The sequence below is a fragment of the Achromobacter piechaudii NBRC 102461 genome (genome assembly GCF_001571245.1).
In the GTDB taxonomy this organism is placed as follows: Bacteria; Pseudomonadota; Gammaproteobacteria; order Burkholderiales; family Burkholderiaceae_B; genus Achromobacter; species Achromobacter piechaudii.
Window position 1 is genome coordinate 189,765 of the sequence record NZ_BCTK01000001.1, and the last position, 24,770, is coordinate 214,534.

Here is a 24,770-nt window from a genome sequence, read left to right on the forward strand (position 1 = left end):
GGATGGAGATGCCAGACATGCACGTGCTGGTGACGGGCGGGGCCGGCTATATCGGCACGCACACGCTGATTGCGATGCTGGCGGCCGGCCAGCGGCCGCTGGTGCTGGACAATTTCAGCAACGGCAGCCGCGAGGCCGTGCGCCGCGTCGAGCAGCTTTGCGGCGTACCGATAGCGCTGATCGAAGGCGATATCCGCACCCCCGGCCTGATCGAGCGCGTGCTGTCGGACGCGGCCCGGCGCGGCGAGCCCGTGCAGGCGGTGCTGCATCTGGCGGGCTGCAAGGCGGTCGGTGAATCCGTGGCCGACCCGCTCAAGTACTACGACAACAACGTCACGGGTTCGATGGTGCTGCTGCGCGCCATGCAGGAGGCGGGCGTGGCGCGGCTGGTGTTCAGCTCGTCGGCCACGGTCTACGGCGAGCCGCAATGCCTGCCCTTCACCGAGACGCACCCGCTGGCGCCGGCCAACCCCTATGGCCGCACCAAGCTGATGGTCGAGGAGATGCTGCGCGATGTATGCACGGCGCAGCCCGGCTTCAGCGCGGTCACGTTGCGCTACTTCAACCCGATCGGCGCGCATCCCAGCGGGCAGATCGGCGAAAGCCCGCGCGACCTGCCCAATAATCTTTTCCCGTACCTGACCCAGGTGGCGGTGGGCCGGCAGCCGCATCTGCGGGTGTTTGGCGATGATTACGACACGGTCGATGGCACGGGCGTGCGCGACTACCTGCACGTCATGGATCTTGCGCAAGGCCATGTGCGGGCCCTGACGTATGGCGCGGACCATCCGGGCTTCGTCGCGGTGAATCTGGGCACGGGCAGGGGCACCAGCGTGCTGGAGCTGGTGCGCGCGTTCGAGCAGGCCAGCGGCCTGCGCATCCCTGTGCAGATCGTGCCGCGCCGCCCGGGCGATGTGGCGCGTACCTGGGCGGACCCGTCGCTGGCCGAGTCGCTGCTGGGCTGGCGCAGCACCTACGACGTGGCCGCCATGTGCGCCGACGGCTGGCGCTGGCAGCAGGGCAACCCCCAGGGCTACGAGGCAGACGCTGCCGAGCACGCCGTGGCCGCATAACCCCTATGCCGTGTCGGAGGCGGATTGAAAACGGGGCGCCAGCGGTTACAGTTGACGGGACTTTTGCGTAGCACCGTCTGTGAGGCACTCCCATGTTCGACATCCATACTCAGCCCGGGCCTACCCGCCCCGCCCAGGGGCAGCGGCAATGAGCGGGCCCACCTACATCCCGCCCGCCCACTGGAACCTGGACAGCATCGTGTCCGGCCTGCGCGAAGCGCGCGTCGCCTGGCGCGGCCCGCGCGGCCGCCTGCGCGAAGATGCGGGCCTGCGTGAATTCCCGTCCCAGGAAAGCCTGCGCCAGATCATCAAGGATCTCTGTGGCGCCTTGTTCCCGATGCGGCTGGGTCCCATCGACCTGCGCGAAGAAGTCGAAGACTTCTACGTCGGCCATACCATCGGCGCCGCGCTGGATGCGCTGCTGCATCAGGTCTGTCTTGAACTTCAATACGTGGGCCGGCATGAACATGCCGACCCGGCCGACACCCAGCGGCGCGCCATCGAGATCGTGCGCCAGTTCGGCGCCGAACTTCCGCGCGTGCGCGCAGCGCTTGACCTCGACGTGACCGCCGCCTACCAGGGCGATCCGGCGGCCCATAGCGTGGACGAAGTGCTGCTGTGCTATCCGGGCGTGGCCGCGATGATCCACCACCGGCTGGCCAACGTCCTGTATCGGCTGAACGTGCCGATGCTGGCTCGCATCGTGGCGGAAATCGCGCACGCCGATACCGGCATCGACATCCATCCCGGCGCGACCATCGGCCGCAGCTTTTTCATCGATCACGGCACGGGCGTGGTCATCGGCGAAACCGCCATCATCGGCGACCGCGTGCGGCTCTATCAGATGGTGACGCTGGGCGCCAAGCGCTTCCCGCCCGGCGAAAACGGCGAGCTCAAGAAAGGCTTGCCGCGCCATCCGCTGATCGAGGACGACGTCGTCATCTACGCGGGCGCGACAATTCTTGGCCGCGTCACGATCGGCAAGGGCTCGACTATCGGCGGCAACGTCTGGCTTACGCGCAGCGTGCCGCCGGGCAGCAACGTCACGCAGGCCAGCCTGGTCAGCGACATGCCCGACTGCGGGCTGGGCGGCTGAACGCCAGCCACCCGCCCCAATCTCCGCTACAGGCGATAGGAACCAGGATGGACACCCAAGTCTCGGATCTGGCCGCGTTGCGCGGCTTCGTGGACCGCCACCCGCGGCTGTTCGTCTTGACGGGGGCGGGTGTCAGCACCGATTCCGGCATCCCCGACTACCGCGACACCGACGGCGAATGGAAGCGCAGCCCGCCCATGACGTTGCAGACGTTCATGGGCAACGAGCTGTCGCGCGCCCGCTATTGGGCGCGCAGCATGGTGGGATGGCGCCGCTTTGGCCAGGTCCAGCCCAACGAGTCGCATCTGGCCCTGGCGCGCATGCAGGCGCGCGGCCTGGTCTCGGTGCTGGTCACGCAGAACGTGGATGGCCTGCACGAAGCTGCTGGCAGCCGCGATGTGGTGGACCTGCACGGCCGGCTGGACCAGGTGCGCTGCATGAATTGCGACTGGCGGGGCGGGCGTGCCGATTGGCAGGATCAATTGCAGAACGGCAACCCCGCCTGGGTATTGCTGGATGCCACCGACGCCCCTGACGGCGACGCCGACCTGGAGGGCGAAGACTTCTCGCAATTCATGGTGCCGCCGTGCCCGCGTTGCGGCGGCATCGTTAAACCGGATGTGGTGTTCTTTGGCGAGACGGTGCCGCGCGAGCGCGTGGACCGCGCCAATGCCGGGCTAGCCAGCGCCGATGCGGTGCTGGTGGTGGGCTCGTCGCTGATGGTGTATTCGGGTTACCGCTTCGTGACCGCCGCGTCGCGCAACGGCATGCCGATCGCCGCCATCAACCTGGGCCGGACCCGCGCCGACAACCTTCTGACCCTGAAGGTGGAACAGCCTTGTGCGGTGGCGTTGGAGGCGCTGTAACACCGCTTTTCACCGGCCGGTTTTTGACCGGTTTAAGCAAGTGCTTGCCCTGTCAGGGTTTTTTTGCGCTGTTACAGACCTTTCCATAGGGTTGTCCACAGGAACTGTGGATAATTCCTAGGGATTACCCCTGTATTTCGCTCAGGCGTCGGCGATTTCCAGCGCTTCTCCCAGCAGGGCCTTGCGAGCGGCATGCCAGCTGCCCGCGTCGGGCGCGTACAACAGGCCGCCCGTGCGGTGCGTGGGCTTGTAGGGCGATCCGTCAAAGCGCGCGGCGTAGCCGCCGGCTTCGCGGTGCAGCAGCCAGCCGGCGGCGTGGTCCCAGGCGGTCAGCTGGTTGTACAGCGCGATGTGGCAGTGGCCCGCGGCCAGCATGCGGTATTCATGCGCGGCGCAGCGCAGCGACGCGGTGCTGCCCAGGCGCGACAGGTGGCTGTTGACGGTGGTGCGCTGCGGCTCGGGCAGCGCGCCCGTGGAGATCAGGCCGTCCATGTCTTCGAGGGGCGCGGGGCTGGCCACGGAAAGGGGCACGCGTCGGCCGTTCTCGTATTCCATCCATGCCCCTTCGCCGCGCACCGCCAGCGCGCTGTCGCGGTTGACGGGGTCGTAGATGACGCCGGCGATGACATCGCCGCGATGACAGGCCGCGATCATCATGCCGAACAGGGGCAGGCCCGCCACGTAGTTGCGCGTGCCGTCGATAGGATCGATCAGAAAGGCCAGGTCCGCGTCGACCAGCATGTTCAGCAGCGAGGGGTTGCGCGCGGAGGCTTCTTCGCCGATGAGCACGGCGCCGGGGTGCAGCTTGGCCAGGCGGGCGCCGATCATGCGTTCGGCGGCTTCGTCCGCGTCGGTGACGAGGTCGCGCGGCGAGCTCTTGCCGCGCACGGCGCCTTCGGGCAGGTTGCGAAAGCGCGGCATGACTTCCACCTGGGCCGTTTCGGCCAGCACGGCGGCAAGCTTGCGGGTGTCCTCAAGGGTAAAGGTTCGGCTCATACGCATCCAATCAGGGAACGCGCAAATCTATCATGCCTGGGCGGCATTTGATCGCGTTTCGCAAGTGACTGGTTTGAAAGGACTTTTCCGGGCTGTGCAGGACTTATCTGCCGGGTTGTCCACAATAGTTGGGGATAAGCGGCGTTGAAAACCGCTTGTCCCCATGTGCTGCAAGCGGCGCGCGGCGAGGGCCGCGCGCCGGGCAGGGCTTAAGCGCCCAGGTCCACGCACAGGTACTTGATTTCGAGGTATTCCTCGATGCCGTACTTGGAGCCTTCGCGGCCCAGGCCCGATTGCTTGACGCCGCCGAACGGGCCGACTTCGTTGGAGATCAGGCCGGTGTTGATGCCGACGATGCCGTATTCCAGCGATTCGGACACGCGCCAGATGCGGGCGTAGTCGCGCGTGAAGAAGTACGCGGCCAGACCGAAGATGGTGTCGTTGGCCATGCGGATGACTTCTTCTTCCGATTCGAAGCGGAACAGCGGGGCGACCGGGCCGAAGGTTTCTTCGGTGGCGAAACGCATCGATTGCGTCACGTCGCGCACGACGGTCGGTTCGAAGAACGTGCCGCCCAGCGCATGCGGCTTGCCGCCGGCAATGACCTTGGCGCCATGCGAGGTGGCGTCGGCAATGTGCTCCTGCACCTTCTCGATCGCGTTCTTGTCGATCAGCGGGCCCTGCGTCACGCCGTCTTCGAAGCCGTCGCCGACCTTCATGGCGTTGACCTTGGCGACCAGGCGCTTGGCGATTTCTTCGTAGACGCCGGCTTGCACGTAGATGCGGTTGGCGCACACGCAGGTCTGGCCGGCATTGCGGTACTTCGAGGCCAGGATGCCGTCAACGGCGCGGTCCAGGTCGGCGTCGTCGAACACGATGAACGGCGCGTTGCCGCCCAGTTCCAGCGACAGCTTCTTGATGGTGGGGGCGCATTGCTCCATCAGCGTGCGGCCCACTTCGGTCGAGCCGGTGAAGCTCAACTTGCGCACGACGTCGCTTTCGCACAGCGCGGCGCCGATGTCGCGCGAGCTGCCGGTGATGACGTGGAACACGCCAGCCGGCACGCCGGCTTCTTCGGCCAGCACGGCCAGCGCCAGCGCGGTCAGCGGGGTCTGCTGGGCGGGCTTGACGACCATGGTGCAGCCTGCGGCCAGCGCCGGGCCGACCTTGCGGGTGATCATGGCGGCCGGGAAGTTCCACGGCGTGATGGCGGCGGTGACGCCGATGGGCTGCTTGAGCGCCAGCAGGCGTTGGCCGGCCTTCGGGCTTTGCAGCACGTCGCCGTCGATGCGCTTGGCTTCTTCGGCGAACCATTCCAGGAACGAGGCGGCGTAGGCGATTTCACCCGCGGCCTCGGTGACCGGCTTGCCTTGTTCCGACGTCATGATGGCGGCCAGGTCTTGCTGGTTCTGCATCATCAGCTGCGACCACTTCAGCAGGATCGCGGCGCGTTCCTTGCCCGTCTTGGCGCTCCAGGCGGGCAACGCGGCTTGCGCGCTGGCGATGGCCTGTTCGGTTTCCTTGCGGCCCAGCTTGGGCACGGACACGATGGTCTTGCCGGTGGACGGGTTATCCACGGGGATCGAGGCGCCGTTGCCGGCGCCAACCCACTTGCCGTCGATGTAGCAGGCGTCGCGCAGCAGTTCGGGGCGCGACAGGGGATGAGTCAAAGCGGTCATTATTGAAGTCTCCTTGAATGGATTCCAGCGGGGCCAGGAAGCGGCTGCGGGCGCGGCGGAAAGATCCGCGACGCCCGCAAACTCCGTGCCCGTGGCCCTTGAACAGGGTTCAGGCCGTGAACCTTACGCTGCCAGTGCGTCGGACAGAATCGCCAGCGCGCGATCGAATTGCGCGTCGGGGATGGTCAGCGGGTACAGGAAACGCAGCACGTTGCCATAGACGCCGCAGCTCAACAGGATAAGCCCTTGTTCCAGCGCGCGGGCCTGAACACGCTTGACCGCGTCGGCGTCCGGACGGCCATTGGCGTCGTTCAGTTCCAGCGCCACCATCGAACCCAGGCCGCGCACGTCGGCGATGCCCGGCACCTTGGCGCGCAGGCCTTCCAGGTGGTTGCGCAGCTTCTCGCCCAGCACGTTGGCGCGATCGCACAGCTTTTCTTCAGCGATCACGTCCAGCACGGCATGGGCCGCGGCGACCGCCAGCGGGTTGCCGGCGTAGGTGCCGCCCAGGCCGCCAGCAGCCGGGCCGTCCATGACGTCGGCGCGGCCGACCACGCCCGAAATCGGGAAGCCGCCGCCCAGGCTCTTGGCCATGGTGATGAGGTCGGCCTGCACCGAATGGTGTTCCATGGCGTAGAGCTTGCCGGTGCGGCCAAAGCCCGTCTGCACTTCGTCGGCGATCAACAGGATGCCGTGCTCGTCGCAGATCTTGCGCAGCGCGCTCATCAGTTCGGGCGGGGTGATGTTGAAGCCGCCTTCGCCTTGCACCGGTTCGATGATGATCGCGGCGACGCGCTTGGGATCGATGTCGCACTTGAACAGCAGATCAATCGCCTTGAGCGAATCGGCGATGCTGATCGACTGCGTGGCGTTGGGGAACGGCACGTGATAGATGTCGCCCGGCATCGGGCCGAAGGACAGCTTGTACGGGGCGACCTTGCCGGTCAGCGCCATGCCCAGCATGGTGCGGCCGTGGAACGAACCCGAGAAGGCGATGACGCCCGAACGGCCGGTGGCCGAGCGCGCGATCTTGATTGCGTTTTCAACGGCTTCGACGCCGGTGGTGAAGAAGGCGGTCTTCTTCAGGCCGTCGATGGGGGCCAGGCGGTTGATGCGTTCGGCCAGCGAAATATAGCTTTCGTAGGGAACGATCTGGTAGGCCGTGTGCGTGAAGTTGTCGAGCTGGGCGGCGACGGCGGCCTTGACCTTGGGGTGCAGGTGGCCGGTATTGAGCACTGCAATACCGCCCGCGAAATCGATGTATTCCTTGCCGTTGGCGTCCCACAGCGTGGCGTTCTCGGCGCGCACTGCATAGAAGTCGCACATGACGCCAACGCCGCGCGGCGTGGCCAGGGAACGGCGGGTATTCAGGTCTTGATTCTTCATCTCAGCCTCGATGAACAGGGTGGGCGGGAAAAACCTTATTTAATGCTACGATGGCCCCATTTGTGGGAACCACTTTGATAAAACAGGTAGAACCAATTGCGGTCCATTGTAGGTGACTTGCTGCTGCTGCGTCTGGCCGACGGATCCAGCGAGCCCATGAACAAGCGGCTGTATCGCGGAATCCGCGAAGCGATCCTGGATGGCGCCATCGCCGCCGACTCGCGTTTGCCCGCCACGCGCGACCTGGCCACCGAGCTGGGCATTGCCCGCAACACCGTGGTTCACGTCTATAGCCAGCTGCTCGCCGAAGGCTATACACGCAGCCGGCAAGGCAATGGCACCTTCGTCAACGCCTCGGTTCCCGACTCTTATCTGGCCAGCGGCCGACGCCTGCGCCAGCCCGCGCCGGCCCAGCCCGGCGCAGCCCTGTCGGCGCGCGGCGCGGCCATCGTGGACGGCGTATCGGCTTCGCCCTATCAATGGGGCGCGTTCATGCCCGGCGTGCCCGACCTGACCGAATTCCCCCATAAGAAATTTGGCCGCATCGTCAGCAACCTGTGGCGCAATCCGTCGCCCGACCTGCTGACCTATGCCTACGGCGGCGGCCTGCCGGCGCTGCGCGAAGCGCTCGCCCAACATCTGGCGTTGACCCGTTCCATCGATTGCGACCCCGACCAGATCATCATCACCGAAGGTTCGCACCAGGCCATCGACCTGACCACGCGCATCCTGGGCGAAGCTGGCGAAACCGCCTGGGTCGAAGACCCCGGCTACTGGGGCGCGCGCACCATCCTGCAAGCCAATGGCCTGCACACGGTGCACCTGCCGGTGGACGAAGAGGGCATGCGGCTGCCCGAACCGGGCGGCACGCCGCCGCGCTTCATCTTCGTCACGCCCTCGCACCAATATCCGCTGGGGCCGGTGATGTCGCTGGCGCGGCGGCGCCAGTTGCTGGCCGTGGCGCGGCAAAGCGGCAGCTGGATCATCGAAGACGATTACGACAGCGAATTCCGTTTCTCGGGCCGCCCCATCGCTTCCCTGCTGGGCCTGGAGCCCGACGCGCCCGTCATCTATATGGGCACCTTCAGCAAGACCCTGTATCCCGGACTGCGCGTGGGCTACCTGGTGCTGCCCAAGCCGCTGACCGCCGCTTTTCAGGCAGCGCACGCGGAGCTTTATCGCGAAGGCCACCTGATGACGCACGCGGCGCTGGCCACGTTCATTTCAGAAGGGCATTACGCCGCGCACATCCGTCGCATGCGTATGCTGTACGGACGCCGCCGCGCGATGCTGGTCAACCTGATCGAACGCCGGCTGGGCCCGGAATGGCTGCACCGCGATGCCAGCATGGCGGGGCTGCATCTGGTGCTGACCTTGCCGCTGAACATGGACGACCTGCGCGTCGTGGACGTGGCGCGCAGCAAGGGCGTGCTGACCCGTGCGTTGTCGCGCTACTACGTCAATGCCGAAGGGCGGCGGCCGGGGCTGCTGCTGGGATACGCCTGCGTGCCCGAACACGATATCGCGCGCAAATTCGAGGTGCTGCTGGAAAGCCTGGCCGAAGTGGCGCGCAAGCCCGCCGCGGCTTGATGCCGGCAATTAAAAGGGCAGCAGCTAAAAGGGCAGCAGCTAAAAGGGCAGCAGCGCCGTGGCGAACGCGGCGGCGTTGCGCATACCCTGGTCTTCGAAATTGGTGTTGAACACGGCATGGGCCTGCGCGCTTTGCCCGGCCAGCCGCGTAAACCGTTCAACCAATTCGGCCAGTTCCTGTTCGGAGTATTCATATTGGAAGCGCCCGGACGAGGCGCTGCCCGATGCATTCCACGTGGCCGCATTGCGGCCGTGCAGGCGCAGCAGCGTCAGGTCGGGATGCGTGCTTTCCCAGATGGCGGGCACCGTGTTCTCGAAGCCCTGCGGCGCGTCGACCACCGTATGCACCACGCCAAGATCGCGTTCGAAGGCCAGTGTGTCGGCGATGGCGGCGGGGCTGTCGAACCAGCTGCGATGGCGAAATTCCACGGATATCAAATGCTCTTGCATGCGCTGCGCGCAGTCGGCGACATGGGCGCGCCCGCGCGCATCGCGCCGGATCCAGGGCGGAAACTGGAAATGCACCGCGCCCAGCTTGCCCGGCATGCGCAGCGGCTCCAGGGCCAGTTGATAGCGGCGCCAGAGTTCGTCGCGCAGGTCCTCGGGCATCTGGCGGTGATAGATGACGGGATCGGGCCAATCTTCGAGTTCGCGCGCAATGTCCTGGGGCAGCGCTGCCAGCGGCGTCTGGTGGCCCGTGAACAGGCGAAAGGCCTTGATGTTGAAGACGAAGTCATCGGGCGTGCGCTGCGCCCAGGCATAGGCGTTGGTGGCCGAGGGCAGGGCGTAGTAGCTGGAATCGACTTCCGCCAGCGAAAAACGCGAAGCATAAAAGCGCAGCCGCGCTTCGGCGCTGCGCGCATCGGGCGGGTAAAAACGCCCGCAGGCAAGCAGGGTGGGATCGGTCCAGGAGGCGGTGCCGGTCAGGATACGCATGGCGACAAGACAAGATTGGGGCGCGCGGGGCGGGGCGGCTACGCTGCTATGATAGCTGGATAAATAGCCAGTCATTTGGCGTACTTGCCGTCATGCCCGACCACGAATCCACCCCCAACACCCGCCCCGATCCCCTAGCCGATCTGAACCCCGCCCAGCGCGAAGCCGCCGAATTCGGCGTGGGCGCGACGGCGGGCGACGACGGCCCCTTGCTGGTGATAGCCGGGGCCGGCTCGGGCAAGACCAATACGCTGGCGCATCGGGTGGCGCACCTGATCCTCAATGGCGCCGACCCCCAACGCATGCTGCTGCTGACGTTCTCGCGCCGCGCGGCCCAGGAAATGGATCGACGCGTGGGCAGCGTGCTGCAACGGGTCATGAACCTGCGCGGCTCGCAGCAAGCGCCGTCGCTACCCTGGGCGGGCACCTTCCACGCCATCGGCGCGCGGCTGCTGCGCGATTGCGCCTTGCGCATCGGGCTGTCTGAAGCCTTCACCATCCACGACCGGGGCGACGCCGAAGACCTGATGGGCATGGTCCGGCACGAGCAGGGTCTGTCATCGACCAAGTCGCGTTTTCCGCTGAAAGGCACCTGCCTGGCGATCTACTCGCGCGTCATCAATAGCCAGAGCCCGGTGGCCGACGTGCTCAAAACGTCATTCCCCTGGTGCGCGCAATGGGAAGACGAACTGAAAACGCTGTTTCGGGGCTATGTGGCCGCCAAGCAGGACCAGCAGGTGCTCGATTACGACGATCTGCTGCTGTATTGGTCTGAGATGATGACCGACACCGGCATCGCGGCCGATGTCGGCGCGCGCTTCGACCACGTGCTGGTCGACGAATATCAGGACACGAACCGCTTGCAGTCCGCCATCCTGCTGGCCATGAAGCCAGACGGCCGTGGCCTGACCGTGGTGGGCGACGACGCGCAATCCATCTATTCCTTCCGCGCCGCCACCGTGCGCAACATCCTGGACTTTCCCGCGCAGTTTCCCAAGCCCGCCCGCGTCATCACGCTGGACCGCAACTACCGCTCGACCCAGCCCATCCTGACCGCGTCCAACGCGGTGATCGGCCTGGCGACCGAGCGCTTCGCCAAAGACCTCTGGACCGACCGCGCCTCGTCGCAACTGCCCGAACTGGTCACGGTCAGCGATGAAGCAGGGCAGGCGCGCTGGGTCGCCGATCAGGTGTTGGCGCAGCGCGAAGGCGGCGCCACGTTGAAGTCGCAGGCCGCGCTGTTCCGCACGTCCAGCCATAGCGCCGCGCTGGAACTTGAGCTGACCCGGCGCAATATTCCCTTCGTGAAATTCGGCGGCCTGCGCTTCCTGGAAGCCGCGCACGTCAAGGACCTGCTGTCCTTGCTGCGCTGGGCCGAGAACCCGCGCGGCCGCATGGCGGGCTTTCGGGTGGCGCAGCTGATGCCGGGCATCGGTCCGGCCACGGCCGGCAAGCTGATGGACGCCATGGCCGCCAGCCCCGAGCCCTTGCGCGCGCTGCGCGAATTCAAGCCGGGCGCGGCGGCGCAGCAGGAATGGGGCGCGTTCGCCGACACCTACGCAGCGCTGTGCGACCCGAGCCTGCGCTGGCCCGCCGACGTGGACCTGGCGCTGCGCTGGTACGCGGCCCAGCTCGAACGCCTGTACGACGACGCGCGGGTGCGCAAGACGGATCTGGATCAACTGGTGCGGCTGGCGGCCGGCTACCCCACGCGCGAGCGCTTCCTGACCGAACTGACGCTGGACCCGCCCGACGCCACCAGCGACGAATCCGGCGCGCCCTCGCGCGACGAAGACTACATGATCCTGTCCACCATCCACTCGGCCAAGGGCCAGGAATGGAAGGCTGTCTACGTGCTGAATGTGGTCGATGGCTGCATCCCCTCCGACATGAGCACCGGCACCGCCGAAGAGATCGAAGAAGAACGGCGGCTGCTGTATGTGGCCATGACGCGCGCCAAGGAACGGCTGCAACTGATCGTGCCGCAGCGCTTCTACGTGCACCAGCAGACCGGCATGGGCGACCGCCACGTCTACGGCTCGCGCACGCGCTACATCACCAACGCGATGCTGCCGCTGTTCGAGCACCTGCCGCGTCCGCCAGCGCTTGCCGATCTGCCCGTGGGCGGCCAGCCCAAAGAGCCGCAAGCGCCCGCCATCGACGTCACGCGGCGGGTGCGCAACCTGTTCTGAGCGGCTGGGCTATCATCGGCGAATGCCATAAGTTGTTCGGTAGGGATCGCATTGCCAAAGGGTGTTCATGTCCACTGAAGAGAATTTCGCCGACGTCCACAAAGGCGAGGTCGTGGCGTCGATTGCCTACGTGAACGGCCGTCGCGACCGCGAAGTACCTATCGATGAAGTCGGTCAGCACATCGGCCGATACAGCAGCCAGGCCCAGGGTCAGCCGCCCGGCATGTTGTGGATCGGCCTGCGCAATCCCACCCCCGAATTGCTGGCGCGCGTCACGGGCGAGCTTGGCGCCTGCGGCAAGAACCAGGAAGAAATGCTTGAACCGCATCGGCGGCCCAAGATCATCGACTACGGCAACATGGTCCTGATCGTGACCATCACGGTCGAGGTCGAGGCCGAACGGCCCGTCTTCGGCGAAACCCAGCTGCTGATCGGCGACGGCTTTCTGGTCACCGTGCGGCGCGGCGCGACCGCGGCGCACAGCCCCTTGCGCGAACGGCTGGAAGCCTCGCCCGACCTGCTCAAGCGGGGCAGCGACTACGTCGCCTCGGAAGTGCTGGACTGGCTGGTCGACCGCTATGTCGCGGCGGCCGGCAAGATCGAAACCGTGGTCGAGGGCGCCGAACAGAAACTGCTGATCCGTGGCGCCAAGGATGCCGACATCCGCAGGCTGTATCGCCAGCGCCGCGACCTGCTGCGCATACACACCGTGGTCTCGCCGATGGCTGAGATATGCCGACGGCTGGCGCGCGTTGAAATGTCGGCGGTGGACGAACACGCTCGACCGTATTTTGGCGAGGTCGCTGACCGCGTGCTGCGCGTGGACGAGCTCTTCAACGCCTTGCGGGAATCGCTGGCGTTTGCCTTTGAAGCCAGCCTGATGATCGGCCAGGCCGCGCAGAACGACACGACGCGCAAGCTGGCGTCCTGGGCCGCCATCCTGGCGGTGCCCACGGCCATCGCCGGCATCTATGGCATGAACTTCGAATTCATGCCGGAGCTGAAATCGCCCTGGGGCTATCCCATCACGCTGGGTGTCATCGCCTCGATCTGTTCGGTCCTGTACTGGCGCTTCCGCAAGTCCGGCTGGCTGTAGGAAGGGGGCGCGCAAGTCCGGCTGGCTATAAGGCCGACCCCGCGCCGGCTCCGCGCCGGGCTCGGGCGTGACCTTTTCCGCACGCTCCCTGTAAAAAAGCAGGTCGCCTGTGGCACACTTGCCGCGTTTCTCATCTGGAGCCGGCCGGTGCGTGGCAAACCCCCATTTCGCGGCGGCGGCAAGCTGACCGCCCTGATCGTTGCCGTGATCCTCGCGGCGGCGGGCGCCATCGTGAACTGGCTGCAACCTGCCGGGCAAGGTGACTCGCCCTCCGCGTCGCGCCCGGGTTCGTCCCGCAGCGGGTCGTCTTCGTCGGCCCCGCCGTCCTCCGCCCCGTCCTCCCCGCAATCCGGCCCCGCGCTGGCCGATGGCGTCCCAAAGGGCAGCTACACCCTGACCGGCGTGATCGTCAACGTGGCGGACGGCGACACCGTCACCCTGCGCGCGCGCGATGGCCAGCGGCGCATCCGCATGGACAGCATCGACGCGCCCGAAGAAGGCCATGGCGCCGACCAACCCGGCCAACCCTTTGCCGAGGCGTCCCGCAAGAACCTGGCCGACCTGGTAGCGGGCAAGACGCTGACCGCGCAATGCTATGAACAAGACCAGTACGGCCGCGACGTCTGCGCGCTGATCCTCGATAACGGGTCCTCGGCCAATCGCATGCAGGTGCAGGCCGGCTACGCCTGGGCCTACACCGCCAGGCGCGGCGATTACCTGCGCGACACGGCCATGACCGGCCTGCAACGGCAGGCGCAGCAAGCGCGGCGTGGGCTATGGGCGCAAGAGGGCGCGGTGCAACCGTGGAAGTGGCGCTACGACTGCTGGCGTCAGCGCCAGTGCGGGTGACAAGCGGGGGAGTCCGCCCCGTGCATCCGCTAGGGCATGCCTGGGTACTGGCCGCGTTCCGCGTTTGCTATCCTCTGTCGCAACGTTTTGAAGGGAAGGTTTCCATGCTTGCAATGAAGCGGCTCAGGGCGACAGCCATGCTGATGTTGCTGGCGCTGGCGGGCTGCTCGCAAGAAAGCCCCATCAACAGCCCGTATCCGTCCGGCGCCGAAAGCCAGAACACGTTCTACTCCGCGTTCGTGCAGCGCTCGCCCAAGTACCTGGATCCGGCAAGCTCGTATTCCGGCGACGAAACGCCCTATACCTACAACATCTACGAACCGCTGTACGGCTATCACTACCTGAAGCGGCCCTATGAACTGGTGCCGCGCGCCGCTCAAACCATCGACCCGCCGCAGTATCTGGACGCCCAGGGCAAGCCCTTGCCGGCCGACGCGCCGGGCGAGCAGATCGCGCAAAGTGTCTACGACATCAAGATCCGTCCTGGCGTGCGCTTTCAGCCGCACCCCGCGTTTGCGCGCAAGACCGATGGCAGCTACGACTACTTCCCGCTCCAGGAAGAGGAACTCAAGGACAAGTACTACATCCCCGACTTCCCCCGCACGGGAACGCGCGAGCTGACGGCGGATGACTACGTCTACGCGTTTCGCCGGCTGGCCAGCCCGCGCGTGGTATCGCCCATCTATTCCGTGATGGCCGACTACGTGGTCGGCATGCAGGAATATGGCGACCGCCTGCGCAAGCGCGACCAGGATCTGCGCCGCGATATCCCCGGCGGCGGCGCCGCGCCCTGGCTGGATTTGCGCGAAGCCGACGGCTTCACGGGCGTCCAGGCCCTGGACCCGCACACGCTGCGCATCCGGGTCAAGGGCAAATACCCCCAGTTCAAATACTGGCTGGCCATGACGTTCACCGCGCCCATCCCCTGGGAGGCCGACCGCTTCTACAGCCAGCCGGGTATGGCGGCGCACGACCTGTCGCTGAACACCTGGCCCGTCGGCACCGGCCCGTACATGATGGCCGAGTCCTTGCAGAACCGCCGCCACGTGCTGGTGCGCAACCCCAACTTCCATGGCGAAACCTATCCCTGCGAGGGCGAACCCGGCGACAAGGAAGCGGGCCTGCTGGCCGATTGCGGCAAGCCCACGCCCTTCATCGACCGCGCGGTATTCAGCCTGGAAAAAGAAGCCATTCCGCTGATCGGCAAGTTCATGCAGGGCTATTACGACGTGCCGCAGATCGAGCGCGGCGAATACGGCGTGGCGATGCTGGTGGCGGCCGGCGATAGCCAGGACAAGGCCAAGCAATATCGGGAACACGGCATCCGCCTGCCCACTACGGTCGAAACCGCCAACTGGTATATGGGCTTCAACTGGCTGGATCCGGTGGTCGGCAAGGGCGACACGCCCGAACAGGCCGAGAAGAACCGCAAGCTGCGCCAGGCCATCAGCATCGTGTTCGACTGGGAAGAATTCGTCACCGTCTTCGAGAACGATCAGGCATCAGTGGCGCAAGGCCCCGTGCCGCCCGGCGTGCTGGGCTACCGCGAACCGCCCGAAGGCGTGAACCCGGTGGTCTATGACCTGGTCGATGGCAAGCCGGTGCGCAAGTCCGTCGACGTGGCCAAGCGGTTGTTGGCCGAAGCAGGCTACCCCGACGGCCGCAACGCCAAGACCGGCGCGCCGCTGGTGCTGTATTACGACGCCATGCAGGGTGGCGGATCGAACCCGCGCTTTGACTGGATGCGCCGGCAGATGGCCAAGATCGGCGTGCAGCTGGATGTGCGGTCAACCGACTACAACCGCTTTCAGGACAAGATGAAGCGCGGCGCCGCGCAGATCTTCCTGTGGGGCTGGAACGCCGATTACCCCGACGCCGAGAACTTCCTGTTTCTGCTCTACGGCCCCAACGCCAAGGCGCGCGGGGGCGGCGAGAACGCGGCCAACTACGACAGCCCTGAATTCGACAAACTGTTCGAGCAAATGAAATTCCTGGACGACGGTCCCGAGAAAGAGCAGCTGATCGCCAAGATGGTAGCGATCGTGCAACGCGACGCGCCGTGGATGTTCGGCTACTTCCCGATGTCGGGCGGGGCGTATCAGCAGTGGGTGGGCAACGCCAAGCCGACGCAGATGGTGCGCAATACGCTGCAATACATGAAGATCGATCCAGCCCTGCGGCAGCAGAAGATCGATGAATGGAACGTCCCAAAGTGGTGGCCGATCGGGCTGTTCGTGCTGCTGCTGGCGCTGGCGATCTGGCCGTCCTACATCGCGCTCAAGCGCCGCGAACGCCAGACCGCCTTTGGCCCGGTGGCGCGCAAGGAGGATCAATCATGATCGGCTACGTGATCCGCCGGCTGCTGTATGGCGTGCTGATTCTGATCGGCGTGAACCTGTTCACCTTCATCCTGTTCTTCGCGGTCAACACGCCCGATGACATGGCGCGCCTGGCTATCGGCGGGCAGCGCGCCAGCCAGGACGCGGTGGAAAAATGGAAGGTCGAACGCGGCTACGACAAGCCGCTGTTCTACAACAAGCAGGCGCAGGGAACCGCCCAACTGACCGACACGATTTTCTATCAGCGTTCGGTGCCCTTGCTGGCGATGGAGTTCGGCGCGTCCGACAGCGGCCGCGACATCGGCCGCGAGATCCAGACGCGCATGGGGCCCAGCCTGGCGCTGGCCGTGCCGACCTTCGTGCTGGGGCTGTTCGTCAGCATCGTGTTTTCACTGACGCTGGTGTATTTTCGCGCCACGCGGCTGGACTTCTGGGGCGTGGTGGTCTGCGTGCTGCTGCTGTCCATCTCCAGCCTGTTCTACATCATCGCGGGCCAATGGGTGTTCGCCAAGCTGATGCGGCTGGTGCCGTTCTCGGGATTCGCGGGCGGGCTGGACGTGGTCAAGTTCCTGGCGTTGCCGGTGCTGATCGCCATCGTCTCGCGCCTGGGGCCCGAGGCGCGCTTTTACCGCACGCTGTTCCTGGAAGAAATCGGCAAGGACTACGTGCGCACCGCGCGCGCCAAGGGACTGGCCGAACGCATCGTGCTGTTTCGGCACGTGCTGCGCAACGCGATGCTGCCCATCCTGACCAGCACCGTCGCCGCGCTGCCGCTGCTGTTCATGGGCAGCCTGATCGCGGAATCCTTCTTCGGCATTCCGGGCCTGGGCAGCTACACCATCGACGCCATCAACGCGCAGGACTTTTCCGTGGTGCGCGCCATGGTGTTCCTGGGCGCGGCGCTCTACATCGTGGGGCTGATCCTGGCCGACATTTCCTACACGCTGGCTGACCCCCGCGTCCGATTCGAGTAGCCGCCATGCCCAAGATCGTCTTGCTTTGGACCGACGTCGCGCTGTGGCTCATGGTGCTGGGTGCGCTGGCCTACATCTGGCGCGCGCGCCGCAGCCCGAACCTGCGCGCCACCTGGGGGCGGGTTGCGCGCGACACGCCCGCCATGTGTTCGGCCGTCATTCTGGCCGCGTTCACGGTGGTGGGCCTGCTCGATTCCGTGCACTATCGGCCGCAGTTGCCGCCCGCGCCGGGCGCAGCCGCCGACGCGCCGCCCATCTACGCGCCCGTGGTCAAGTCCGCGCTGGACGGCCTGTTGGCCGGCACGGTGCTGACCCAGCCTGAAAGAAACTACTCGCAGCCGCTGGCCGTGAAGCTGTTCCTGAAGGAAACCATGCTGGTGGACGACAAGCCGGTACGCGATTTTCCGCGCCTGCGCGGCGCGGCCACGCACCTGACCGACCCCGATACCCAGCACGTGCCCGATGTCCTCAAGCGCCTGGGGTGGGGCCTGGCGGGCGGGCTGGTCGTGGCCCTGGTGGCCATCGTCGCGCTGGGCGCGTGCCTGGCGCGCCGCGCGCGCTCGACGTCGCAGGCGGCGCAGATGCTGTTGGGCGGACATTCCGATGTGCCCTGGCGCGCCATGGCCGTCACCTTCACCCTGCTATGCCTGACGGCGGGCGCGCTGGCCGGCCTGTCCAGCGGCTACCACGCGCTGGGCACGGACCGCATCGGCAACGACGTGTTGTGGCAGGCGCTGAAAAGCATCCGCACGGCGCTCGTCATCGGCAGCCTGACCACCCTGGCCATGCTGCCGCCTGCCATCATCTTCGGCATTGCCGCCGGCTACTTCAAGGGCAAGGTCGACGACGCCATCCAATACCTGTACACGACCATCACGTCGATTCCCGGCGTGCTGCTGGTGGCGGCGTGCGCGTTGATGATGCAGGTGTACATCGACAACCATGCCGACCTGTTCGACACCTCGGTGGCGCGCGCGGACCTGCGGCTGTTCCTGCTGTGCATGATTCTCGGCCTGACCGGCTGGGCGGGCCTGTGCCGCCTGCTGCGCGCCGAAACACTGAAGCTGCGCGAGCTGGAATACGTGCAGGCGGCGCGCGCGTTCGGCGTGTCGCACTGGCGCATCATGACGCGGCACCTGTTGCCCAACGTGGCGCATCTGGTGCTGATCACGGTGGTGCTGGAATTCTCGGGGCTGGTGCTGTATGAAGCCGTGCTGTCCTACCTGGGCATCGGCGTGGACCCCAGCATGAATTCCTTTGGTTCGATGATTGACGGGGCGCGCCTGGAAATGTCCCGCGATCCGATGATCTGGTGGAGCCTCATGACCGCTTTTCTTTTCATGCTGGCGCTGGTGCTGGCGGCCAACCTGTTTGCCGACGCCGTGCGCGACGCCTTCGATCCGCGCACGCGCCGCTACAAGCCCAGCCGCATGGCGCGCCTGGGCGGTTGGTTCGGCCGTCGCCAGACGCTGGTGGCCGAGCCGCGCCCTTCGAAATCGGGAGACGCGCCATGAGCCAGGACACGCCCTTGCTGGACGTCCGTGGCCTGGACGTGGACATCGCCGGCGAAGCCGGCATGACGCATGCGGTCAAGCGGCTGGAGCTGGCCATTTCCCAGCGCCAGACTTTCGCGCTGGTCGGAGAATCGGGCTGCGGCAAGAGCATCACGGCGCTGGCGCTGCTGCGGCTGCTGCCGGATGCCGGCCGTATCGTGGGCGGCCAGATCGACCTGGACGGCCAGGACCTGAACCGCCTGCCCGAAAGCGCGATGCGCGGCGTGCGCGGCGGCCGCATCGGCATCATCTTCCAGGAACCGTCGACCAGCCTGAACCCCGTCATGCGCGTGGGCGACCAGATCATCGAAACGCTGACGGCGCATACGCCCTTGCGCGGCGCGGCGGCGCGGGCGCGCGCCATCGATTGGCTGCGTCGCGTGGGCATACCCGAGCCCGAGCGGCGCGTAGACGACTATCCGTTCCAGTTTTCGGGCGGGCAGAAGCAGCGCGTCATGATCGCCATCGCCTTGGCGGCCGAACCGCTGCTGCTGATCGCCGACGAACCCACCACGGCGCTGGACGTCACGGTGCAGGCCCAGGTGCTGGACCTGCTGGCCGATATCCAGCGCGAGATGGGCATGGCCGTGATGCTGATCACGCATGATCTGGCGGTGGTCAAGAACGTGGCGCATCACGTCGCGCTGATGCGCGGCGGGGAAATCGTGGAAAGCGCCAGCGCCGAGGAATTTTTCCGCGCGCCCAAGCATCCGTATGCGCGCCAGCTGTTCGAAGCCATTCCCACCTTCGACAAGCGCGGCGCGCCGCTGACCGAGCAGGGCCGTCAGGCCATCGCCTCTGATGGAGGCAAGCGCGCCAGCCAGCGCGAGGCGCGCGGCGCGGGTGAAGTGGTGCTGGATGTGCAGGACCTGAAAGTGCATTACCCCGTGCGCAAGGGCCCGCTGCGGCGCGTCGTGTCGTGGGTCAAGGCGGTGGACGGCGTCACGTTCACACTGCGCGCGGGCGAGACGCTGGCCTTGCTGGGCGAATCCGGCTGCGGCAAGACCACCACCGGCAAGGCGCTGCTGCGGCTGATCGACGGCGCGCGCATCTCGGGCCGCGCCATGCTGCAAGGCAAGGATCTGCTGACGGCCGACCGCCGCACGCTGCGCGATCTGCGGCAAGACATCCAGATCGTGTTCCAGGACCCTTACGCATCGCTCGACCCGCGCATGCGCGTGGGCGACATCCTGGATGAAGGGCTGGCATCGCTACGGCGCTCAATGAGCGCGCAGGCGCGCGCGGCCCATGCGGCGCAATTGATCGAACGCGTGGGCTTGCCCGCCAACACGCTGACGCGCTATCCGCACGAATTTTCGGGCGGCCAGCGCCAGCGCATCGCCATTGCGCGCGCGCTGGCGGTGGAGCCCAAGGTGCTGATCTGCGACGAACCCACCTCGGCGCTGGACGTGTCCGTACAGGCGCAGATTCTGGATCTGCTGCGCGAATTGCAGGACGAATTGGGCATCGCGTATCTGTTCATCACGCACAACTTCGGCGTGGTGGAGTATCTGGCGGACCGCATCGCCGTGATGGACGGCGGCCGCATCGTCGAGCTGGGCGATGCCGATGCCGTCCTGCATGCGCCTCGCCAGGACTTGACGCGCCGTTTGCTGGCGGCGGTGCCGCGCCTGCAATTTGGCACGTCTGACAAGGATTCGCCTACCTCGCCGCAATAAAAAGCGCGCCCTGATCCGGACGATCCAGGGCGCGTGGCAGGTTGGCGTCCCGGGTGGGACGCCAACCGCGTCAGAGGTCGTGATGCGAGCTAGGCGTCTCCAGCCAGACCAGCGTGTCGTGCCGCAGCGTGCGCACGCACTGCGCGAGGAAGGCATGCACGGTTTCCAGTTCGGCGGTGTCGTAGCGGCGCGCCATCAGCATCACTGCGTCGGCGACCCACTGGCGTTCCTGCGCCAGGTGCTGGCACTGTTCCTCGACCGGCCGGATCACGATCATCCGGCGATCCAGCGGGTGGCGGCCACGCTGGACATAACCGGCCGCCTCCAGCCGGTTGATCAAGGCGGTGGCGCCGCCCGAACTGATGCCCATCAACTGGGCGAGCTGCCCGGTAGGCAGGGCGTCGAACTCCATCACCAATTCCAACGCTTTCAGATCCGCCAGGGGGATGCCCAGCTTTTCGGCCAGGGCCGACTGGCACGCGGCGTTATACACCGAGAACTGCCGGCCCAGCATCAGGGCGATATCGTCGAGCATGCCCGGCCGCAATTCACTCGTGCTGGATTCAGGCATCACGTTCACATGCTCATGGTGGGCGATCGTTTCTTGTTGCAGCATGATTTCGCTCCTTAGCGGATCAATGTTTTACTTCTTGGCCAGACCGCCGAGCAGACCGCCCAGCAACCCGCCGTTGGCTGCGCCACCCGAGGTGCCGCCCGCCGTCGTTCCGCCAGTCACGCCGCTGGTAACCCCCCCCAGCAACCCGCCCAACAGACCCCCGTTGCTGGCTGTGCCGGCACCAGCCGCACCGCCGGCCGCGCCACCTGCGCTGACACCAGCGCTGGCACCCGTTCCCGTCGTCGCACCTGCCGATACACCGCCGACCACGCCACCCAACACGCCGCCCAGCAGCCCGCCACTGGCAGCACCGCCCGAAGCGCCGCCCGTCGTGCCGCCTGCCGCCGCGCCGGTGACGCCACCCAGCAATCCGCCCAACAGGCCGCCGTTTGCCGCGCCGCCCGTCGTACCCCCCGTTGCGCCGCCCGTTGCGCCACCCACTGCGCTCGTCACGCCGCCCAGCAAGCTGGTCACCGGCGCCAACAGGCCATTCACGCCGCCCGCCGCCGGCGTGCCGCCGACACCGCCCACGCCACCCAGGATGCCGGTGATGGGGCTGAGGAGGCCGCCCGTGCTGCCTCCGGTCACTCCGCCCGTCACGCCACCCAGGCCCAGCGCGCCGGTCACCGAAGCCACCGCGCCCGTCGCATGCGTCAAGGTCGCGCCCAGCGGGTTCGGATTCCCCGGCGTCGCATTGACCAGCCCGCCCGCGCTGGCGACCGCGCCGCCCAAGCCTTGCAGCACGCCATTCAGGCCCGCCGCGTTGCCCGGCAGATTGCCGCCCGCGCCAGCGAGCGTGCCGCCCAGGCTGTTCAACAGGCCGGCGACCGGCGCGCCCAGCTGCGTCTTCGCGCCGACTTGCTGCGTCAGGTTGGTGACCGTGCCGGCAATCGGGGCCACATTCATGTCCAGCGCGGCGCCAACGCCGCCCAGCGTCGGTTGCAGGCCCAGCGGCAACACGTTGTCCACGGTTTTGCCGACATTGGCCAACGCCGGTTGCATGGTGGGGCTGGCGGGGCCGTCCAACACGCCGCCGGTCACGCCGCCGACCAGTTGGGTAACGGGATTCAGCAGGCCGCCCTGGCCCGACAGGCCAGCCGTCAGCGCGCCCACGGCGTTGGTGGCGTTGCCCAACATGCTCGTCAGCGGCATGGGGTTGGCGGGGTCCGCATTGAGCAGGTCGTCGGTGCCAGCTACGGTCTTGCCCAAGCCATCAACCAGTCCGCCCAGGCCAGTGCTCAACCCGCCGGGCAGGCCAGCGCCCTTTACGGTGGTGCCCAGATTGCTGACCAGCCCGCCCACTTGCGTCGTGACGCCGTCGACGGGGGCGCCCAAGCCGGTCATGGCGCCCACTTGCTGCGTCAGATCGACAACGGTATTGACCACGGGAGCCACGGTCGGATCCAGCGCTTTGCCCACGCCGCCCAGCGTCGGACCCAGATTCAGGGGCAGCGTGTTGTCCACGGCATTGCCGGTATTGCCGAGCGTCGTTTGCAGCAGACCGGCCGTGACCGGATTGGTGGGGTTCGTGGGGTTTGTGGGATTGGTCGGATTGGTGGGGTCGGTGCCGCCCGGGTTGGTCGGGTCGGTGCCACCGGGGTTCGTGCCGCCCGGGTTGGTCGGAATATCTACGCCGGGCAGGCCGGCGGTTTTCTTGCTACCACCACTACTACCGCAAGCGGCCAGCGCGCTGACGACAGCGGCGGCCATGACGGTGGCGGTCAGAATGCGTTGGATGCGGTTCGCTTCAATCTTGGAAATCATGGCGGCTCCTCGGGTTGGTAGGTCAGGCGTGGGAAACCGCCCGATACCACTCCACATGCATAATCCGTGCCAAGATTTTTCAAAAGCCGTGGCATTGCATCCATCGGATAATTTCAGTCTTTGAAATATCATTTGTTTTCAATGACTTGGATTGAAATCCAGGGTTTACGCGAATCTCGCGACATGACCAGTTTTGCGACGATAAAAACCTTGTGAATGTTACGAATGGCCGGTTATCCGACGTTACGTTACGGGCGGTGTTACGTAACGCCGTGTTCTGAACATACGTAAACAAGCTGCGGTTGGATTCACGTTGCAAAAAAAAAGCGCCTGTCGGAACAGGCGCCAAGGGGGTCAGGTTCGAGACTTCAGAACGCGTCGTAAAACAGAGAGTAGTTAGCGTTGAAGCGCACGTCGCGGTCATTGTTGACGGTCGCCGACCCGATCGGCTTGGCCACGTTGAAATCGAACAGATAGTATTTGTCATCGGTAAAGCGCAATCCGAGCGCGACGGATGACAGGTGCCGTTGGTTTAATTGCTGGAGGCTCTTGTTGTTGTACCAAGTGCGGGCATAGTCGATCAGCGCGTAGGGCTGTACAGCCGACAGGTATTCCCAACCCGTGCCGAAGCGGCGATTCAGTTCGGCCGACACGCCTACGCCTTTGTCCCCGCTTTGCTCGCCCTGGGCGTATCCCATGGCATAGCGCCAGCTACCGAAAGATACTTGCTCCGATGAGGGCAATATATTGCTCGAATATTGAGCCGCACCGGAAAAGGTCAGGCCAAATTGCGCGGGCAGGGCGAAGGTTTGCTTGGCGTTCAGGTTATAACGCGTGAAATCCAGGTCAAGAATGGGCGTTGCGGAATAACCGTAATTGCTTGAGATGTCCTTCTTGGCGCCGGCGGCGTCGAATCCCTTCGATACGCTGCCGCTCACATCTGTCGTTTGGCTTTCAGATATCTGGATATATCGTAATTCGATATTCGCAGCGCGCACGCGGGAGTCCTGTTGCAGCCAGAGATCCGCGTTGCGGGAGTCGTATCGGTCCTTGGAATTGGCCGCGTACATGCCCACGGTGCCCGTCAAGGACCGGGTGTTATTCAGCAGGATAGGGTAGCTGACCCCAATTCCGATGCGGTCGTTTTTAACGCGTCGTTCAAAACCCAGATATTCAATGGCGTCGTCTTTCGGCTTCGCGTCGTAGTGATAGCCGTCCACCTTGATCGCCAGACCGTCGGGCCCGATGGGCACGCTGATCTCGCCCATGACGTATTTCACGTCGTCGGTATTGAATGGCACGGCGGCGGTCAGTTTCACCTGTTCGCCCAGGGGCGTCAGGCTGCTCGTCCCCACATTGACCAGCGGCTGCATACCGGTGCCCAGGTCAGCCACGCCGCCCGTCAGGCTGAAAGGGTGCCGGCTCGCCGTCAATACCAATTCCGTGGCGCCATCGGCGCGGCGCGGCAGATCCATATTGGGCGTGAACTTCACGCCCGGCACGGTGCGCATCAAATTCAGTTGGCGTTCCAGCGTGGCCTGTTTAAGCGGTCGCTCTTCTTTTAACGGACCCGCCAGGGTGTCCAGGCGGTCCTGAGCGTTGCCGATATCGCCTTCAATGCGCACGTTGCTGATATAGCCCTCGACCACGGTCACCACGACCAGGCCATTGGCGAACGTCTGGTTTTGCACCAGCGCGAAGGACAGCGGATAACCCTTGTCACGGTACAGCTGCGTGATTTTATCGACCTGCTGGACGAGTTCGCCCAGGCTGATTTCCTTGCCCGACAGCGGGCTGAGTATCGCGGAAACCTCGTCGAAGGGGATCGCGTGCACACCGCTGACATCGAAATTCAAGGGCACGATGCGCTGCGCCAGCCGAGCCTGCAAGGCCAATTGCTCAGGCGTGGCGGTTTGCACGACGGGCGGCGGTTGTGTGGCGCTTGGGGGTCTTTCCAGCTGCGGCACGGCATCGACCGGATTGCCCCGAAGCGGGCCATCCGCGCGCGCCTGGGCGCTGACGAAAAGGGTACAGATCAGGGCGAGGGTGAGCGAACTTGCCGGGTACGTACGTCTCATTGCCTAGT

At 65.8% G+C, this 24,770-nt stretch carries 18 protein-coding genes; 11 read left to right on the forward strand and 7 right to left on the reverse strand.

Annotated elements, in window-relative coordinates; translation table 11 throughout:
* The first annotated feature begins 8 nt into the window (after positions 1-8).
* From galE to API01S_RS00985, 3 genes are all read left to right on the forward strand, one after another.
* Positions 9-1,073: a UDP-glucose 4-epimerase GalE gene (gene galE / locus API01S_RS00975; protein WP_061303785.1), complete on the forward strand. Its 1,065-nt coding sequence runs from the start codon at positions 9-11 to the stop codon at positions 1,071-1,073.
* A 148-nt stretch (positions 1,074-1,221) separates the two neighbouring features.
* Positions 1,222-2,169 carry a serine O-acetyltransferase EpsC gene (gene epsC, locus API01S_RS00980; RefSeq protein WP_006220571.1) on the forward strand — a complete coding sequence of 316 codons (948 nt, stop codon included), beginning with the start codon at positions 1,222-1,224 and terminating at the stop codon, positions 2,167-2,169.
* 47 nt (positions 2,170-2,216) lie between these two features.
* Positions 2,217-3,035, forward strand: coding sequence for an NAD-dependent protein deacetylase (locus tag API01S_RS00985; RefSeq protein WP_061302685.1), 819 nt, complete (start codon positions 2,217-2,219; stop codon positions 3,033-3,035).
* A gap of 141 nt (positions 3,036-3,176) precedes the next feature.
* Here the strand turns inward: API01S_RS00985 and API01S_RS00990 are convergent, their stop codons facing one another.
* The 3 genes from API01S_RS00990 to API01S_RS01000 all read right to left on the reverse strand — a co-directional run bounded on the left by API01S_RS00990 (position 3,177) and on the right by API01S_RS01000 (position 7,096).
* A complete protein-coding gene (locus API01S_RS00990) occupies positions 3,177-4,031 on the reverse strand; it encodes an inositol monophosphatase family protein (protein ID WP_061302688.1) in 855 nt (284 codons plus the stop codon).
* Positions 4,032-4,240: 209 nt separating this feature from the next.
* Positions 4,241-5,710, reverse strand: a complete 1,470-nt coding sequence (locus API01S_RS00995) for an NAD-dependent succinate-semialdehyde dehydrogenase (RefSeq protein WP_006220568.1) — start codon at positions 5,708-5,710, stop codon at positions 4,241-4,243.
* A 123-nt stretch (positions 5,711-5,833) separates the two neighbouring features.
* Entirely contained in the window at positions 5,834-7,096 is a 1,263-nt protein-coding gene (locus API01S_RS01000; protein WP_006220566.1) for a 4-aminobutyrate--2-oxoglutarate transaminase, read from the reverse strand.
* 96 nt (positions 7,097-7,192) lie between these two features.
* Here API01S_RS01000 and pdxR point away from each other — a divergent pair, with 96 nt between their 5' ends.
* Positions 7,193-8,686, forward strand: coding sequence for a MocR-like pyridoxine biosynthesis transcription factor PdxR (gene pdxR, locus API01S_RS01005; RefSeq protein WP_006220565.1), 1,494 nt, complete (start codon positions 7,193-7,195; stop codon positions 8,684-8,686).
* Positions 8,687-8,725: 39 nt separating this feature from the next.
* Here pdxR and API01S_RS01010 read toward each other — a convergent pair whose 3' ends face one another.
* On the reverse strand, positions 8,726-9,622 hold the full coding sequence (locus tag API01S_RS01010; RefSeq protein WP_061302691.1) for a DUF72 domain-containing protein: 897 nt from the start codon (positions 9,620-9,622) through the stop codon (positions 8,726-8,728).
* A gap of 92 nt (positions 9,623-9,714) precedes the next feature.
* On the opposite strand from API01S_RS01010, the gene API01S_RS01015 reads away from it, so the two are divergent.
* The 7 genes from API01S_RS01015 to API01S_RS01045 all read left to right on the forward strand — a co-directional run bounded on the left by API01S_RS01015 (position 9,715) and on the right by API01S_RS01045 (position 20,304).
* Positions 9,715-11,814, forward strand: coding sequence for an ATP-dependent helicase (locus API01S_RS01015; protein WP_061302693.1), 2,100 nt, complete (start codon positions 9,715-9,717; stop codon positions 11,812-11,814).
* 67 nt (positions 11,815-11,881) lie between these two features.
* A complete protein-coding gene (locus API01S_RS01020) occupies positions 11,882-12,910 on the forward strand; it encodes a magnesium and cobalt transport protein CorA (RefSeq protein ID WP_006220562.1) in 1,029 nt (342 codons plus the stop codon).
* Between the two features lie 147 nt (positions 12,911-13,057).
* The gene (locus API01S_RS01025; protein ID WP_061302696.1) at positions 13,058-13,759 is read left to right on the forward strand and encodes a thermonuclease family protein; all 702 of its coding nucleotides are present in this window, start codon (positions 13,058-13,060) and stop codon (positions 13,757-13,759) included.
* 104 nt (positions 13,760-13,863) lie between these two features.
* Positions 13,864-16,098, forward strand: coding sequence for an ABC transporter substrate-binding protein (locus API01S_RS01030; protein ID WP_061302697.1), 2,235 nt, complete (start codon positions 13,864-13,866; stop codon positions 16,096-16,098).
* Positions 16,095-17,072 (forward strand): ABC transporter permease, encoded by a 978-nt coding sequence (locus API01S_RS01035; RefSeq protein ID WP_006220559.1) that lies wholly within the window; start codon positions 16,095-16,097, stop codon positions 17,070-17,072. The genes API01S_RS01030 and API01S_RS01035 overlap by 4 nt, the downstream gene beginning before the upstream one ends.
* A gap of 5 nt (positions 17,073-17,077) precedes the next feature.
* Entirely contained in the window at positions 17,078-18,586 is a 1,509-nt protein-coding gene (locus API01S_RS01040; protein ID WP_050729937.1) for an ABC transporter permease, read from the forward strand.
* Positions 18,583-20,304: an ABC transporter ATP-binding protein gene (locus tag API01S_RS01045; protein ID WP_061302699.1), complete on the forward strand. Its 1,722-nt coding sequence runs from the start codon at positions 18,583-18,585 to the stop codon at positions 20,302-20,304. Before API01S_RS01040 ends, API01S_RS01045 begins: the two co-directional genes overlap by 4 nt.
* 70 nt (positions 20,305-20,374) lie before the next feature.
* Here the strand turns inward: API01S_RS01045 and API01S_RS01050 are convergent, their stop codons facing one another.
* The 3 genes from API01S_RS01050 to API01S_RS01060 form a co-directional block, all read right to left on the reverse strand.
* Positions 20,375-20,920: a MarR family winged helix-turn-helix transcriptional regulator gene (locus API01S_RS01050; protein ID WP_006220556.1), complete on the reverse strand. Its 546-nt coding sequence runs from the start codon at positions 20,918-20,920 to the stop codon at positions 20,375-20,377.
* Positions 20,921-20,947: 27 nt separating this feature from the next.
* On the reverse strand, positions 20,948-22,684 hold the full coding sequence (locus tag API01S_RS01055; protein ID WP_061302701.1) for a collagen-like triple helix repeat-containing protein: 1,737 nt from the start codon (positions 22,682-22,684) through the stop codon (positions 20,948-20,950).
* 368 nt (positions 22,685-23,052) lie between these two features.
* Positions 23,053-24,762 carry a ShlB/FhaC/HecB family hemolysin secretion/activation protein gene (locus API01S_RS01060; RefSeq protein ID WP_050729940.1) on the reverse strand — a complete coding sequence of 570 codons (1,710 nt, stop codon included), beginning with the start codon at positions 24,760-24,762 and terminating at the stop codon, positions 23,053-23,055.
* Positions 24,763-24,770: the final 8 nt, after the last annotated feature.